We start from the raw sequence: 15,356 nt of genomic DNA on the forward strand, positions 1-15,356 counted from the left end.
CCCTGGCATTGCCAACCTTACTTGCTCAGCAGGTTCTGCTTGACCCAGTCGAGCGAATAGCTGGGGCTGATGATCTGGCCGCCCGGCAGCTTTGCATATTCCTTGAGGTTGCCGGCATCGACGGTAGCCACCGGCATGATCATCATCTTGGGTGCCTTGGCGCCCTTGAGCAGCGACAGGCCAAGCCAGAACGCGGCGCCGCCAATCCCGGGCGTGGTGTTCATCGAGACCGTCTGGTAGCCGTTCTTGGCGTTCTCCTCGGCCCACCACTTGACGAAGTCGGTGCCGCCGCCGCCTTCGATGATCGGCATCTTGCCGGCATAGTCGCCGCCATACTGGACGAATGCCTGGGCGATGCCGACATCGTCGCTGCCGCCTTGTGCGAGCACGGCGTCGACATGCGGCAGGGAGGGCAGCACGTTGGCAATGGCCGCCTGTGCGACCGACGCAGTCGCCTGGCCGTAGACCGTGGCGACAACCTTGATATCGGGATATTTGGCCAGCACCGACTGCTGCGCGTTGAACATGTCGTTGTCGGGCGCCGAGCCCTTGACGCCGCGCACCTGGATGACGTTGCCCTTGCCGCCGATCATCTTGAAGACGGCCTCGGCCTGGGCTGCCTTGTAGCCCTTGAAGTCGAAGTTGAGCTGGTAGTTGCAGGGCGCCGAGGCGACCGAATCGAACGAAACGACGATGATGCCGGCCTTGCAGGCTTTTTCGATGATCCCGTTGACTGCGGTTTCCGAGGCGGCATCGACGGCGAGCACGTCGACCTTCTTGAGGATCAGTTCGGCGATCTGGCTGTTCTGCTGCGCCACCGAGCCGTCGCCGTTCATGACGATGTAGTCGGCAATCTGACCGGCCGCCTTGGCTTCCTTGGCCGAGGCTTCGAAAGCCTCCACCATCTGGTGCCGCCAGGTGTTGCCGTAATAGGCGTTGGCGAGCGCGATCACCGGCGCATCCGGTGACGCCATTGCCGGCACAGCCGAGACGCTGACCAGCGCGGCCCCGGCAAGCGCCGCCACGGTTGAAAACTTCATGATATTTTCCTCCCAAAAAAACACCGGCCGATACGTCGGCCTTCTGCCATTCCGTTACGACGTCCTCCGAAAGACGCCATACCAGCTACATGTTATACCAGCATACCAAATAGGCAAGCGGGCACCGGAACCTCGATTGCCGAAACCTCCTTCGATTTAAGGACGAGACGAAGCTCGGCCGTCAGCTTCGTTCTTTCCTTGGCCAAACGGAGCCGGCCTGCTCCAGCAACTGGTGACCAGTCCAAAGTCGACCGTAGACGGACGTTAGGTCATCATATATGTAATGTCAATCGATGGCGCGACCCTTGTCTGCCGACGCGACTCGGGATCGACTATGCCGCGAACACCAAGGAGGGACGGATGGAGCCGGTCCAGAAAAAGAAATTGTATGTGGAGGTGCTTGACCGGCTGATGGCGGCAATCTCCACGTCCGAATTCCCGCCCGGCTCTCAATTGCCGTCGGAAAAGGAACTAATGACGATGATCGGCGTCGGCCGGCCCTCGATCAGGGAAGCGATGCTGTCGCTGCAGCAGATGGGACTTATCAGGATCTCGCACGGAGAACGTGCCCGCGTCATCAATCCGACGCCTGATGTCATCGTCGATCAGGTCTCCGCGGCGATGGTCATGATGCTGGCGACGAACTCTCGCGGGCTCGAAGAACTCAAGGAAGTCAGGCTCTTGCTGGAAACCGGCCTGGTCCGGATAGCCACGCGGCGCGCCACGGCCAAGAGTCTGGAACGCCTCGCGGAGACCTTGCGTCATTTGCGCGAGGCAAAGGGCGACCAGGCCCGGTTCGTGGCGGCCGACATGGAGTTCCACGCCGTCATTGCGGAGATGAGCGGCAATTCGATGATAGCGGCGGTGGCGAAGGGAATGCTCGAATGGCTGTCCCGTTTCAAGCGGGATCTGGTGGCGATGAAAGGCGCCGAGCGGCTGACGGTCGAGGAGCATGAGCGGATCTACAAGGCAATCGCCGGCGGCGATCCGGAAGGCGCGAGCGCGGCAATGGCCGACCACATTGGCCGCGCCAACGAGCTCTATTCGAAACTGGCCGGTGGCGGAGCCGGCTGAGCGGCCGCCGAAATTTTTTTGCCCGAGAAAACTCATATGATGACATGATTTCTTTTTGGTGCTAACGGTCACTCCGTGGACGTCATTCCAGTCGGGAAGCCTGCATTGTCCGGTCGCCTCCGCGCCACCTATCTGATCGAAACCCGCTACCCGCTGGAGGTTGCCGCGGCTGCGATGGCGGGCGAACAATCAAGCGGGACTTTCCGCGCCATACCCGGAGAAACGCCGGAGCTGCTGCGCAAGTTCGGAGCCCGCGTCGAATTCATCAGCGATGTTGCCGAGGTCGACAGCGAGGCGTTGCCGTTCTCGCGCTCGCCAAAAAATGCGACCGTGAGGCCGCACCGGGCCAAGGTGGCCCTTTCCTGGAACATCGAGAATACGGGGACAGTGCTGGCTTCGGTCTGGTCGACGGTTCTCGGCAATCTGTTCGAGCTGCATCATTTCTCGGCCATGCGTCTCCTCGACGTTACCTTTCCCGATGCCTTCGCGGATGCCTACCCAGGGCCGGCCTTCGCCGTCGAGGGAACGCGTCGCCTGACCGGCGTCGACGGGCGTCCGCTGATCGGCACCATCGTCAAGCCGAGCGTTGGTCTTACCCCGCAGGAGACGGCGGCCCTGGCCGACACGCTGATTGCCGCGGGGCTTGATTTCATCAAGGACGACGAATTGATGGGGGACCCTCCGCATTCGCCGTTCGAACACCGGTTCGAAGCGGTCATGGCGGTGATAGACAGGCACGCCGACAGGACCGGGCGCAAGGTCATGTATGCGGCCAACATTTCCGGGGACATCGACGCCATGCGTCGCCAGCTGGACCTGATCGAGCGCCGTGGCGGGACCTGCGCCATGCTGGTCCTGAATTCTGTCGGCCTGTCCGCGGTCATCGAGATGCGTCGCCACTCCGCCGTTGCGCTGCACGGCCATCGGGCCGGCTGGGGCCTCTTCAGCCGCTCTCCCGATCTCGGCATGAGCTATCTCGCCTATCAGAAATTCTGGCGTCTGGCGGGCATCGACCACATGCACGTCAACGGGCTGTCCAACAAGTTCTGCGAGCCGGACGAATCGGTGATGGCGTCGGCCCATGGCTGTCTCACCCCGATGTTCGAGCGGGCTGGCCGTCCCGATACGGTCATGCCGGTGTTTTCGTCTGGACAGACCGCTGTGCAGGCGGCCGAGACCTATACGAGGCTCGGCTCGGACGATTTCATCTATTGCTGCGGCGGCGGGATCATGGCGCATCCAGGCGGGCCGGCCGCCGGCGTTCGAAGCCTGCATGATGCTTTCGAAGCCGCGGCGGCAGGGGTTCCCGCACGCGACTACGCCGCCACGCATCCGGAGCTCGAAGCCGCGCTGCAAGCGTTCGGCTGAATCTGCGCCATCGGCGCGCCATCAAGGCAAATGGGAGAGAAGCAAATGACGACATCCGTGGCGGTGCTTGGAGCCGGAGGGAAGATGGGCTTCCGCGTGACGCGCAAGCTGATCGAAGCGGGCTACGATGTCCGCGCCGTGGAGATCGGCGAGGCCGGTCGCACGCGGCTGGGAGAGGCCGATATCGGCGCCGTCGCCATGGAGGAGGGCATTCCCGGCGCCAAGGTGGTGGTAATGGCTCTGCCGGACAACATCATCGGCCAGGTGGCGCGCCAGATTTCGCCGATGCTTGCCGCGGGCACCATGATCCTCATTCTGGATGCGGCAGCGCCCTATGCCGGCGACTTGCCCGCGGATCGGCCGGATCTCACCTATTTCGTCGGCCATCCCTGCCATCCGCCGCTGTTCGGCGAAGAGACGGAATGGGCCGCGCGTCGCGATTACCATGGCGGCATCGCCAGGCAATCGATCGTCTGTGCCCTGATGCAAGGTCCGGAAGAGCACTATGCGCTTGGCGAGGAAGTGTGCAGGGCCATGTGGTCGCCGATCATCGACAGCCATCGCGTCACGGTCGAACAACTGGCGATCCTGGAGCCGGGCCTGTCCGAAATGGTGGCCATGCCCTTCGTCGACACCATGGTCGAGGCCGTCGAGGAGTGTGAGCGCAAATATGGCATTCCCAGACAGGCCGCGCTGGACTTCCTGATAGGCCATCTGAACGTCGAGATCGCCATGTGGTTCGGCTTCTCTCCGAAAGTGCCGTCCGATGCGGCGCTGAGGCTGATGCGATTCGCCAAAGGCGTCGTGGTCCGGGACGACTGGCGCGAAGCGCTCACACCGGCCAAGGTGAAGGAAGCTTCGGAATTGATCGTCTACGGCAAGGGAGCCTGAGCCCTGCCTTCGCCGGCCCGGATCATATCGGTATCGACCGCGCTCTTCGATGGCTATTCCATGGAATTGGCCATCGAGGAGATTGCGGCGGCCGGCGCCCTCCATGTCGAGCCGGCCTTCATTCGCGGCTATGTCGATTTCGATGAAGGCATGTTTGCGGCTGCGCACGCCGCGAAGCTGCGCCAGGCAGCGGAACATGCCGGGCTCGGGATCAATGCCGTGTCGGCTCATCTCGACCTGTCGGGGGCCGATGCCCCCGACGCCTTGTCCCGGCGCATCGGCTTTGCCGCCGGTCTTGGTGCGTCCTTCCTGATTACCAATGCCGGCCCGGCGAGAAACAGCGCGGCGATCCGCAAAACGATTGACGCCCTCCTGCCGAGGCTGGAGGAAGTCGGCATCGTGCTGGCGCTCGAGAATCCCGGACATGGCCAAGGCGATCTGCTCGGCAGTGCCCGGATGGGGGCAAGCTTCATTCGGGACATCGGATCGCGACACGTGCGTCTGAACCACGACGGCGGAAATGTCTTTACCTACAGCAACGAGACGGTGCAGCCGGCGCAAGATATCGCTGATGCCATCGATGCCGTTGGGCATGCTCATCTGAAGGATGTCGTCAGCACCGGGGAGGGATGGACATTTTGCGCTATCGGCGACGGCTCGATCGGCTACGAACCGTACTGGGCAACGCTTCCCGCGACGCTGCCGGTCAGCATCGAACTGCCATTGCGGCTGCGGCGCCCGCAGCACCGTGATCCCCAACGGCGGAGCGCGCCGGTGGATATCGCCACCATTCGGAGCGCGCTGCGGCGTTCACTGGATTTCGTCAATTCGCTGGAGATCGCAAAGAGCAGCACCTTCTGAACAGCGAAAGGTGGTTCCTTGCCTTTGCGAGAGCCGGCTATCCACGCTCCGGGAACATCGCATTCAGCCCTTCACGCGAGGCCTTGGCGACGCCGCGTTCGGTGATCAGGCCGGTGACCAGCCGCGCCGGCGTCACGTCGAAGGCGGGGTTTGCCGCGGGCGTCGCTTCCGGCGAGACGCGCACCTGGGCGATCTCGCCGCTCGCGGTCTTGCCCCACACCAGCGAAACCTCGTCGCCGGAGCGTTCCTCGATCGGGATTTCGGCAAGTCCGTCGCCCACCGTCCAGTCGATGGTCGGCGAAGGCAGCGCAACGTAAAACGGCACGTCATTGTCTGCGGCGGCGAGTGCCTTCAAATAGGTGCCGATCTTGTTGCAGACGTCGCCGTCGGCCGTCGTGCGGTCGGTGCCGACGATGACCATGTCGATTGCGCCGCGCTGCATCAGATGGCCGCCGGCATTGTCGACGATCAGCGTATGCGGCACGCCGTGGCCGGCCATCTCCCAGGCCGTCAACTGGGCGCCCTGGTTGCGCGGCCGCGTCTCGTCGATATAGACATGGACCGGAATGCCGGCCTCCGTTGCCAGGTAGATCGGCGCGGTGGCCGTGCCGTAGTCGACGGTAGCCAGCCAGCCGGCGTTGCAATGGGTCAGAATGTTGACGGTTTCGCCCGGCTTTTTGCGCGCCGCGATGTCCTTGATGATGGCGAGACCGTTCTCGCCGATGGCGCGATTGAGCCCGACATCCTCGTTGGCGATCTCGCTGGCGCGACGATAGGCGGCTGCGGCGCGTTGTTCCGTCGGCAGCGGCCGCAGGAACCGCCGCATCTCATCCAGCGCCCAGCGCAGATTGATCGCCGTGGGACGCGTCTCGTGGAGCGTCTCCCAGACGGCATCGAGCGCGGCATCCGCCGGATCGTCCGCCATCTGCATGGCAACGCCATAGGCAGCGGTGACACCGATCAGCGGCGCGCCGCGCACCCACATGTCGCGGATGGCGGTGGCGATGCCATTAACGGTGTCGACCTTCACGATACGGAAGTCATGCGGCAGCCAGCGCTGGTCAATGATCTCCACCGAGCGCCCATCGTCGCTCAGCCAGATGGTGCGATAGTGGCGCTCGCCGACGTTCAAATGCGGTTCTCCTGTTCGATCAGCGTGGCCAGGTTGTTGACCTCGTCGATGCTGTGAATATGACGCCTATTGACGGCGATGTGGCGGCCGAACTTCAGCGCCCTCGCTTCACATGTGGCGCGCAGGTCTTTGTCGGCAATGGTTTCGAAATCGGCATTGTGGGCGAGGCCGAGGATGCGCCGGTGCACCTCGATGCCGGCAAAGCCGAGGAGGTCGTCCCTGATCTGGTGCAGCACATGGTCGAGCGCCTGCTCGGCGCCGAGCCTGTCGCCCTGATCCTCGAACAGGCTCTTCTGGTAGAGCATGCCGTTGCGTTCCGTGCGCCACAAATGCGAGAACTCGGTGCGGAACACCGACCACGTCTGCGCTGTGACATCGAGCAGATAAGCGCGCATGGCGTCGCGCTTGCCGCTCTGCTCATGACCCCGCTGCGAGAAGAAGGCCATCCAGAAATTGGCGAGCAACATGCCGACGTCGAACGCCATCGGCCCGTAGAAGGCGAATTCAGGGTCGATCATCCTGGTCTCTGTATCCGTGACCATGATCGAGCCGGAATGCAGGTCGCCATGCAGCAATGTCTCTGCATTGGCGGCGAACAGGTGCTTCAGGCGCTGCGCTTCCACCTTGAGGTCGCGGTCGGCGCGCAACTCGGCGACCAGGGCGTCGAGCTGCGGCGAAGTGTGGCGGTTCAGCTTGGCGTCGAAATAAGGATCGGAAAACACCAGGTTCTCGGTGATATCGCACAACTCGACATTGTCGGCGAACAGCGCCAGATCCGCTTTGCGTTCCTTGGTCACCATCGAGAAATCGGAGCCGCGGAACAGGGTGCGGGCCATGAACAGCCCGATATCCCTGGCGATGTTCGGCAATTGCCGGCCCTCGATCAGTGCCCGCCGCAAAATGATGTGCGGCGACAGATACTCCATGATGATCAGCGCCTGGGTCTCGTCGAAATGGTAGATGGCCGGCACCGAGCCCGGCGCGCGCGCCTCCTGCCGCGTCAGCGCGTGATATTCGAAGAAGGAACGCTTCAGCGGCAGCGGCCAGCTGTCGCCGACCAGCCGGACATAGGGCAGGGCCTGCTTGACGACAGCCGCGCCCTTATCACCCTCGACGATGAAGACGAGATTCAGATTGCCATCGCCGACCTCGCGCACTTTCCAGCGGCTGGTGTCCTCGCCGATGCGCCCGGTGAGCGCCTCGTTAGTGCCGAGCCGCGTGGCGAGCGTCTCCACCGACAGTGCTTCGAACGGCGTCTTCCCGGTCATCCTCACCTCTCCTGCTCGTTCCCCAATAATAGCGGAGCCACGGCGGCGGGGCCAAGCTAGGTAGCGCTCTGGCAATTGTCAATCGTGTTGACAATTGCCGATGTAGCCCATAGCGTCACGGGCAGGGAGGAACGCATGGTCGGCAATGCCGTGTTCCGCGTAGAGGGACTGAGGAAATCCTTTGGCCGCAACGAGGTGCTTGGCGGCGTCTCGCTCGAACTCCATGCCGGTGAAGTGACCGTCCTGATGGGCGCCAACGGCGCCGGCAAATCCACCCTCGTCAAGATCGTCAGCGGCGTCTACGAGCGCGACGGCGGCACCATGACCCTGGCCGGCCAGGACTTTGCGCCGGGAAGACCGGCGGAAGCGATCCGCGCTGGCGTCGTCACCGTTCACCAGAATATCAATGACGGTGTCGTCGCCGACCTTGACGTGGCGACCAATCTGACATTGGACAGGCTGAGCGGCAGTGGCGCCCCGGTGCTCTTCAACCCGGTCCGTGTGCGTCGCGAGGCCAAGGCGGTTGCCGACCGCATGGACCTGGCGATCGACTTGAAGGCGCGCGTCAGCGATCTCTCGCTGGCCGATCGCCAGATGGTGGCGATTGCCCGCGCGCTGGCACATCAGCCGAAAGTGCTGATCCTCGACGAACCCACCTCATCGCTATCGAGCGCCGAAGCCGATCGACTTTTTGCGCTGGTCGACAGGCTGCGCGCGCAAGGCGTGGCGATCCTCTACATCTCTCACCGCATGTCCGATATCAGGCGGCTTGCCGACCGCATCGTCTCGATGCGCGACGGCGCCGTCTCCGGCGTCTTCGACAAGAAGCCGCTCGACTACGAAGGTGCGGTCAATGCCATGCTCGGCCGTAAGATCCACCTCGACCAGATCGTCGTCAGGCACTCGGCCAAGGCGGTGCTGACCGTCGAAGGCCTGCGCATTGCCCCGGGTGCCAGGCCGATATCGATGACGCTTGGCGACGGCGAGATCGTTGCCGTGACCGGGCTGGTCGGCGTCGGCAAGACAGCGCTTGCCGAGACGCTGTTCGGCGTGCGCAGGCCGCTCGCCGGCACCATGACGATGAACGGCAAGCCCTACGTGCCGCGCTCGGCCGGCGACGCGATCGCCGCCGGTGTCTTCCTCGTCGCAAAGGATCGCGCCACCAGCGGCATCATCGGCGGCTTCAACATCGAGCGCAATGTCAGCCTGCCGTTTCTGAGAAGGATGTCGAACCTGGGCGTGCTCAAGCGCCGCCTGGAACGCGCCACGGCGCGCCGGCAGATCCAGGAACTGGGCATCGTCTGCCGCTCCGAGAAGGACGAGATGTCGGCATTGTCCGGCGGCAACCAGCAGAAGGTGATGGTCGCCCGCTGGATGGCGCAGGATGCAAGGCTGTTCATTCTCGACGAGCCGTTTCAGGGCGTTGACATCTCGGCAAGGCGCGACATCGCCGCCAAGCTGAGGGCAAGCGCCAATGGCCGCGCGACGCTTTTGTTCGTCACCGAACTCGACGAGGCGCTGGAGACGGCCGACCGTATCCTGGTGATGTCGGAGCAGACCATCGTCGGCGAACACCGCAACGCGGACATCGATCTCGATCGCCTGCTGGCCGAGGTGGCCGGTGGGCTGCCGCACCGCGCGGCTTGACCGGCTGGAATTGAAGAGCTGACGATGACAATTGGAATGGAGGGCATGGGTTCGAGTTGGGTAAAAACGGCAGCGGCGCGCGGGGATGCTGAATGACGCAGCGCAACCACGCCATCCGCTACGGTTTCATCGTCCTGTTGTTCGGGCTCGTCGCTTATTTCGCGATCGCCGCCGACGGTTTCGTTTCGCCGCAAAGCGCGGTCTTCATCTTCCAGTCGGTCGCCATCACCGGCGTGCTGGCGCTTGGCGTCACCGCCACGCTGGTCGTTGGCGGCTTCGACCTGTCGATCGGTTCGGTCGCCACGTCAGCCATGATGGCGGCGGCCTATGTGATGGTGGTGCTGGAGCAGAACGCTGTCGTCGCGGTCATCGTCTGCCTGCTGATCGGCGTTATTGTTGGGCTCATCAATGGTTGGCTGATCGTCTATATGCGCGTGCCGGACCTGCTGGCGACGCTCGGCATGATGTTCCTGCTGGTCGGCCTGCAGCGCATCCCGACCGAAGGCCGCTCGATCGCCACCGGCATGACCATGCCCGATGGCTCGGTCGCCAACGGCAAGTTCGGCGAGGCGTTCCTGGCGCTCGGCCGCCATCGCTTCGACTTCTTCATTCCCAATCTCGTTCCGGTCTCGGTCGTCGTCCTCGCGGTGCTCGCGGTGCTGATCTGGTTCTTCCTCGAATACACCCGCTTCGGCCGCATGATGTATGCAGTCGGCTCCAATGAGCGCGCCGCCGAACTCGCCGGCGCGCCTGTCAAGGCATACAAAATCTGGGCCTATATCATTTCAGGAGTTTTTGCCTCGATCGGCGGTATTTTGCTCGCCGCCCGGCTTGGACGCGGCGACATCGCCTCGGGTAATAACCTTCTGCTCGACGCCGTCGCCGCGGCGCTCATCGGCTACGCGGTGCTCGGCGCCGCCAAGCCGAACGCGTTCGGCACGGCCGTCGGCGCCGTGTTCGTCGGTGTCCTGCTGCAGGGCCTGACGATGATGAACGCGCCGTACTACACGCAGGATTTCATCAAGGGCGCCGTTCTGGTCGTCGCCCTTGTCTTCACCTTCGCTCTTTCCGGCAGGGGCAGGACATAGATTTCGACCGGGTTGCATTTCAACAAGTGGAGGAAACGACGTGAACATCACAAGAAGACTTTTGGGCAAGGCAGCACTCGGGCTCGCCGGCGCGGCGTTGCTGGTGCAAGGGACGGCCCTGGCTGCCGATCGCCCGGCGCCGTTCGACAAGCCAGGCGTCAAGATCGCCTTGGTGCGCTATCTCTCGACCGGGGATTTCTTCCAGGCCTATCTGTCCGGCGTCGAGGCGCAGGCCAAGGCCCTTGGCGTCGACCTGCGCGTGCTCGACAGCCGCCAGGACGCCGCCCTCCAGGCCGACATGGTCGACCAGGCCATCGCGCTCGGCGTGCAGGGTATCATCATCCAGCACGGCCTGACGGAATCGATGAAGGACGCCGCCCAGCGCGCGGTCGACGCCGGCATCAAGGTGGTCGCTTTCGACGTCAACGTCGAAAACCCCAAGATCCCGCAGATCGAGCAGTCAGACCGCGACCTTGCGCGCCTCGCGCTCGAGCAGGCGGTCAAGGATAATGGCGAGAGCTGGAAGGCCGGCTATGTCTATGTCGCGGGCATCGCCCCGCTCGACCGCCGCAATGAGACATGGGTCGACGTGAAGAAGAAATACTCGGGCATCAAGGAAGTCGCCATGTTCGGCACGCTGGACAACCCGATCGCCAACTCGGTCGCCAACCAGGCGCGCTCGGTGCTGACCGCCCATCCGGACATCAAGGTGATGTTTGCTCCCTATGACGAGTTCGCCAAGGGCGTGAAGATCGCCGTCGACGAGGCGGGCCTGAACAAGGACATCAAGATCTATTCGGCCGACATCTCGACCTCCGACATTGCGGCGATGCGCGAGCCCGACAGCGCCTGGGCGGCAACCGCGGCCACGAACCCGGCCGTCGTCGGCCAGGTCTCGGTGCGTGCGCTGGCGCAGCTGCTGGCCGGCGAAGACCCAGGCCACAACGTCGTCGTGCCGCCGACGCTGATCACCCAGAAGGACCTTCTCGACAAGGACATCAAGAATATGGAGGACCTGTCGGCCAAGCTGCCGCAGTTCGCCCACGCCGATGTCGCGATGCCGGCCTGGATGCCGAACCCGAACGCGAAGTAGGCCAATCGATATTGCAATTCGCTCACACTTGGAACAGCCGCTTGCAGCAACTGCAGGCGGCTTTTTTGCTGTCTTCATTCGTTGAACAGATCGGAGTAGGAGCCGGTGCGGGCAAGCCGCAGCTCATCGTCGGCAATGCGGTAGATCAAGAGCCAATCCGGTTCTACATGCGCATCCCGATAGTCTTTCCAGTCGCCTTTTAGAGGGGTGATCCTTATAACGCGCCGGCAGTCCGGCGATGAGCAGGCCCAACAACTCGCGCAATTTAGCGAGGTCTTTGCCACGCTTCTCCATGCGCTTAACGTCCCTGCGGAATTGCCCGGAGTGAACGGGCGTCGGCATGTCAGATGCCCAAATCCTTGAACAATTCGTCGGCTGACGCGAAACGCTTGCCTTTGCCTTTTTCCAATTCGGCCATGGCCTTTTGGGTGGTTGCGTTCGGCACCTTCACCGGAAAGGGAAATTCCTTGTCGGCGGCGACGCGGACCAGCAGCAGGCGAATGGCGTCGGAGACCGACAGTCCCATTGCCGCCAGGGCCTCGGTAGCCTGGTCCTTTGTCGCGGCATCAATTCGAGCGCGGACAACCGTATCCGTAGCCATGTTGCGACTCCTTACTGTTGAGCCACAATGTAGCTACAAACGGGTGTTCTTGCAAGCCTGCCGTCTGCGCTGTGCGTGACCGTGCTACCGCAGCGCCGCCGCGATATTGCCGCCGTCGACCGTCGTTACGTCGGCGGTTGTGCGGTCGGCCAGCGCGTGGTGCAGGAAAGCCTGCGCCACGTCCTGCGCCGTCACCTCCTGGCCGAGCAGATTGCCGGACATGTACTCTTTTTCCGACACGCCGCGTGCGCCCGATCGGCTGGCGATCATGGCGTCGGTCAACAGCCCGGAGCGGATGCGGTCGGCATTGACGGCGTTGGAACGGATGCCATGCGCGCCGTAATCCAGTGCATATTGCCTGGACAGGAACAGCGTCGCCGCCTTCGGCACGCCGTAGGCGCCGAATTTCGGACCCGGATTGACCGCCTGCTTGGAGGTGTTGAACAGGAGAGCGCCGCCGGTACCCTGTTCGAGCATGATGCGCACCGCGTTCTGCGCCACCGACTGGTGGGCGAAGAAATTGAGCTCGAAGCTCTTGCGCAGCAGCGCGTCGTCAAGTTCGCCGATCCGGCCTTCCCAAGCGGCACCGGCATTGGACACCACTATGTCGACGCCGCCATACACGGCGACCGCCTTGTCGAAGGCTGCACGCACTTGGTCCGGATCGGTGATATCGGCGGCGACGCCGATCGAATTGTTGCCCGCTTTCTTGGCCGCATCAGCGGCTTTTTCGCCATCGAGATCGACGACCACCGCATGGGCGCCATTGTCGGCGAAAAGCTTGGCTGTCGCGGCGCCGATCGCACCGGCTCCGCCAGTGATCAGCACGACCTGGCCGGTCAGCGGCTTCGGCTTGTTGGAGGCGAGTTTGGCCTGTTCCAGCGACCAGTATTCGAGCGGGAACAGGTCGGCCTTGGAAAGCGGATGAAAACGGCCGACCGCCTCGGCGCCACGCACGGCCTCGATCCACATTTCGCCGACATCGGAAGCGATCCTGGCATCCTTCAGCGTGCGGCCATGGCCGAACATGCCGAGCCCCGGCACCAGCGTCAGCCGCGGCATCGGGTCGAGCATGGTGCGTTTGACGTCGTCGAGCGCGTCATTGGTCTCGAAATAGGCGCGGTATTCCTTGGCGAAGGCGTCGACATGGTTCTTGATGACGGCCTTGTAGTCGCCGGCCTTGTCCGCATCTGGCGCCGGCACCGCCATCGGCCCGGTCTTGATGCGGATCGACAGGTCCGGCGTCGACACGCCGCGCGCGGCGTAGTCGGCGATCTCGGCCGAATTGATGAAATCGACGATCGCATCCGAGGTGCGGAAATCGCTGATCATGCGGTCGAAGCGGCCTTCGCCGCGTGCCACCGCCACGGCGCCGCGCAACATAGGAGCGATGGAAGCCGGCGTCGCGAGCTTCGCCGGAAGCGCGGCCTTTGCCGCCTTGGGCTTGGCATGCTTGGCAACATACTCCTCGGCGACATTCACATAATGGATCATCCGATCGTAGGCCTGCTTGGCGTCGTCGCCGAAGGTGAAGATGCCGTGCTTGTCGAGGATCAGTCCTTCCACATCAGGGTCGGCATCGAAGACGTCGGCCGCCGCCTTGGCGAGGTCGAAGCCCGGCATGATGTAGGGCACGTAGCCCATCTTGGTCCCGAACACCGTCTTCACCAGCGGCTGGCTGTCTTCCTGGTCGACGATCGCCAGGATGGCGGTCGAGTGCGTGTGGTCGACGAATTTGTGCGGCAGGAAGGCGTGCAGCAGCGTCTCCACCGATGGGTTGGGCGAGGACGGATCGATGAGATTGGCGCGCTGCAGCGCGACCATGTCCTCGTCGGAGAGCTTGTCCAGCGCGCGCGCCTTGATGAGCGCGCCCATCTTCACCGCCGGCAGGCCCTGCGGCTCGATGACGGCCATGTCCCAGCCGCTGCCCTTGACGCACAGCACGTCCCATTCGTCGCCGACGAGGTCGGTCGCCTTGGTCTTGCAGGAGGTGTTGCCGCCGCCATGCAGCACCAGTCGCGGTTCGCCGCCCAGCAGGCGCGTCGTGTAGACGCGCAGCGCGAGATCGCGTCCGACGCCTTTCTTTGCATAGTCGGCAACCATCTTCTCCGCGTCGCCGTCATTCCACAGGTTCTTCATTAGCTTCGTCCAGTTGCTGTCATAGTGGTGAAACAGGAATGCCGCGACGCCTTGATGACGGCTGCGGCAGGAATGGTCTCTAGGATACCTTTTTGCTTGGCGCTCCGGCATGATCCAGAAGCCGCTGCGCCATATCGGCGCCGACCACCAGATGCGTGCAAAGGCCGCCGGCGATCGCAGCGAGCAGGGGTTCGAACTTGCTGTCCTCCTGCACCACCGTCAGCCGCTTCTGAATGGCGCGCAGCGAGGAAAGCTCCGCCGAGATCACCCGCCGGTTGTAGCCGCAGTCGAGCACCTTGCCCTCGGCATCGATGATCTGCCCGGCAATGACGCCGGCCGCGCCCGCCTTGCGCAGGTCGGCCATTTCGTCTGATGTCAGCGCGCCGCATTTGACCAGATGGCTGTCGGCATCGACGGCGCCGACCGAATACAGCGCCAGATCGCATTCGTGGATGCTCGACAGCTGTTCGCGGATTACAGGCTCGGCCCGCAGGCCGCGCGCCAGCTCTTCGGTGGTCAGCACGAGCGGCGCGTAGAAATTGATGCCCTTGGCGTTGAGCCGTCGGGCGATCTCCATCGTGCACTGGTCGGGACGATAGGAATAGGGCGCGCCGAGATTGCCGCAGAGCTGCACCACGGTGACATCCTGGAGATCGGCGTAGGACATGATGTCGGCGATCATGTAGACGGTGCGCCCCCAAGCGACACCGATGCGGTCGCCCTTTTTCACCAGTTCGAGAAAGACGCTCGCCGCCAGCACCGCGATGTCGGTGGCGGGATCGGCGATATGGCCGTTTTCCGGCGCGATCCAGACCGCGTCCAATTCCAATGCGTCTTCCAGCTTGCGCGCCATGACATCGTCGGTGAAAAGCTGGGTCGAGGTCGAGATGTTGACGATGCCGGTCTCGCGCGCCTTGCGCAGATACATGGCAACCGAGGCGCGGGAAATGTTAAGCTGGCTCGCCACCTGGTCCTGGCGCAGGCCATGCGCATAATAGAGCCAGGCGGCCTTGTGGATAAGTTGTTCTGCCGGTCGGATTGCCATGCCTTCTCCTCGGCTGACATTAGTCACGGCTCTCGACAAAAGTCAAACCGCGCGGAGGTACGCGATGCCTTTACGCGCGCCAAATCTAGATCATCATTGCGCCAGACGC

14 protein-coding genes are annotated in these 15,356 nt (G+C 63.3%); 7 read left to right on the forward strand and 7 right to left on the reverse strand.

Annotated features, from left to right (window positions below; all coding sequences use genetic code 11):
* Positions 1-17: 17 nt before the first annotated feature.
* Positions 18-1,040 carry an ABC transporter substrate-binding protein gene (locus ACIU1A_RS05280; RefSeq protein WP_140520883.1) on the reverse strand — a complete coding sequence of 341 codons (1,023 nt, stop codon included), beginning with the start codon at positions 1,038-1,040 and terminating at the stop codon, positions 18-20.
* A 360-nt stretch (positions 1,041-1,400) separates the two neighbouring features.
* On the opposite strand from ACIU1A_RS05280, the gene nanR reads away from it, so the two are divergent.
* The 4 genes from nanR to ACIU1A_RS05300 all read left to right on the forward strand — a co-directional run bounded on the left by nanR (position 1,401) and on the right by ACIU1A_RS05300 (position 5,234).
* Positions 1,401-2,114 carry a transcriptional regulator NanR gene (gene nanR, locus ACIU1A_RS05285; protein ID WP_140497819.1) on the forward strand — a complete coding sequence of 238 codons (714 nt, stop codon included), beginning with the start codon at positions 1,401-1,403 and terminating at the stop codon, positions 2,112-2,114.
* Positions 2,115-2,219: 105 nt separating this feature from the next.
* The gene (locus tag ACIU1A_RS05290) at positions 2,220-3,482 is read left to right on the forward strand and encodes a ribulose-bisphosphate carboxylase large subunit family protein (protein ID WP_404926799.1); all 1,263 of its coding nucleotides are present in this window, start codon (positions 2,220-2,222) and stop codon (positions 3,480-3,482) included.
* Positions 3,483-3,527: 45 nt separating this feature from the next.
* The gene (locus tag ACIU1A_RS05295; protein WP_404926800.1) at positions 3,528-4,373 is read left to right on the forward strand and encodes a phosphogluconate dehydrogenase C-terminal domain-containing protein; all 846 of its coding nucleotides are present in this window, start codon (positions 3,528-3,530) and stop codon (positions 4,371-4,373) included.
* Between the two features lie 60 nt (positions 4,374-4,433).
* Positions 4,434-5,234: a sugar phosphate isomerase/epimerase family protein gene (locus ACIU1A_RS05300; protein ID WP_404926801.1), complete on the forward strand. Its 801-nt coding sequence runs from the start codon at positions 4,434-4,436 to the stop codon at positions 5,232-5,234.
* A 37-nt stretch (positions 5,235-5,271) separates the two neighbouring features.
* Here ACIU1A_RS05300 and mtnA read toward each other — a convergent pair whose 3' ends face one another.
* Together mtnA and mtnK are read right to left on the reverse strand one after the other, a co-directional pair.
* Positions 5,272-6,366 (reverse strand): S-methyl-5-thioribose-1-phosphate isomerase, encoded by a 1,095-nt coding sequence (gene mtnA, locus ACIU1A_RS05305; RefSeq protein ID WP_404926802.1) that lies wholly within the window; start codon positions 6,364-6,366, stop codon positions 5,272-5,274.
* A complete protein-coding gene (gene mtnK / locus ACIU1A_RS05310; RefSeq protein WP_404926803.1) occupies positions 6,363-7,634 on the reverse strand; it encodes an S-methyl-5-thioribose kinase in 1,272 nt (423 codons plus the stop codon). Before mtnK ends, mtnA begins: the two co-directional genes overlap by 4 nt.
* Positions 7,635-7,769: 135 nt before the next feature.
* Here mtnK and ACIU1A_RS05315 point away from each other — a divergent pair, with 135 nt between their 5' ends.
* The 3 genes from ACIU1A_RS05315 (at position 7,770) to ACIU1A_RS05325 (ending at position 11,462) form a co-directional block, all read left to right on the forward strand.
* Positions 7,770-9,281 carry a sugar ABC transporter ATP-binding protein gene (locus ACIU1A_RS05315; protein ID WP_404926804.1) on the forward strand — a complete coding sequence of 504 codons (1,512 nt, stop codon included), beginning with the start codon at positions 7,770-7,772 and terminating at the stop codon, positions 9,279-9,281.
* Between the two features lie 92 nt (positions 9,282-9,373).
* Positions 9,374-10,369: an ABC transporter permease gene (locus tag ACIU1A_RS05320; protein ID WP_140551153.1), complete on the forward strand. Its 996-nt coding sequence runs from the start codon at positions 9,374-9,376 to the stop codon at positions 10,367-10,369.
* Between the two features lie 40 nt (positions 10,370-10,409).
* Positions 10,410-11,462 (forward strand): substrate-binding domain-containing protein, encoded by a 1,053-nt coding sequence (locus tag ACIU1A_RS05325; RefSeq protein WP_140555459.1) that lies wholly within the window; start codon positions 10,410-10,412, stop codon positions 11,460-11,462.
* 74 nt (positions 11,463-11,536) lie between these two features.
* On the opposite strand, the gene ACIU1A_RS05330 is transcribed toward ACIU1A_RS05325, so the two are convergent.
* The 4 genes from ACIU1A_RS05330 to ACIU1A_RS05345 form a co-directional block, all read right to left on the reverse strand.
* On the reverse strand, positions 11,537-11,746 hold the full coding sequence (locus tag ACIU1A_RS05330) for a type II toxin-antitoxin system YafQ family toxin (RefSeq protein ID WP_404926805.1): 210 nt from the start codon (positions 11,744-11,746) through the stop codon (positions 11,537-11,539).
* Positions 11,747-11,805: 59 nt separating this feature from the next.
* On the reverse strand, positions 11,806-12,063 hold the full coding sequence (locus tag ACIU1A_RS05335; RefSeq protein ID WP_140497837.1) for a type II toxin-antitoxin system RelB/DinJ family antitoxin: 258 nt from the start codon (positions 12,061-12,063) through the stop codon (positions 11,806-11,808).
* A gap of 84 nt (positions 12,064-12,147) precedes the next feature.
* Positions 12,148-14,202: a bifunctional aldolase/short-chain dehydrogenase gene (locus ACIU1A_RS05340; protein ID WP_404926806.1), complete on the reverse strand. Its 2,055-nt coding sequence runs from the start codon at positions 14,200-14,202 to the stop codon at positions 12,148-12,150.
* A 79-nt stretch (positions 14,203-14,281) separates the two neighbouring features.
* The gene (locus ACIU1A_RS05345) at positions 14,282-15,247 is read right to left on the reverse strand and encodes a sugar-binding transcriptional regulator (protein WP_404926807.1); all 966 of its coding nucleotides are present in this window, start codon (positions 15,245-15,247) and stop codon (positions 14,282-14,284) included.
* Positions 15,248-15,356 lie beyond the last annotated feature (109 nt).

This window comes from Mesorhizobium maamorense (assembly GCF_044998965.1).
GTDB lineage: Bacteria > Pseudomonadota > Alphaproteobacteria > Rhizobiales > Rhizobiaceae > Mesorhizobium.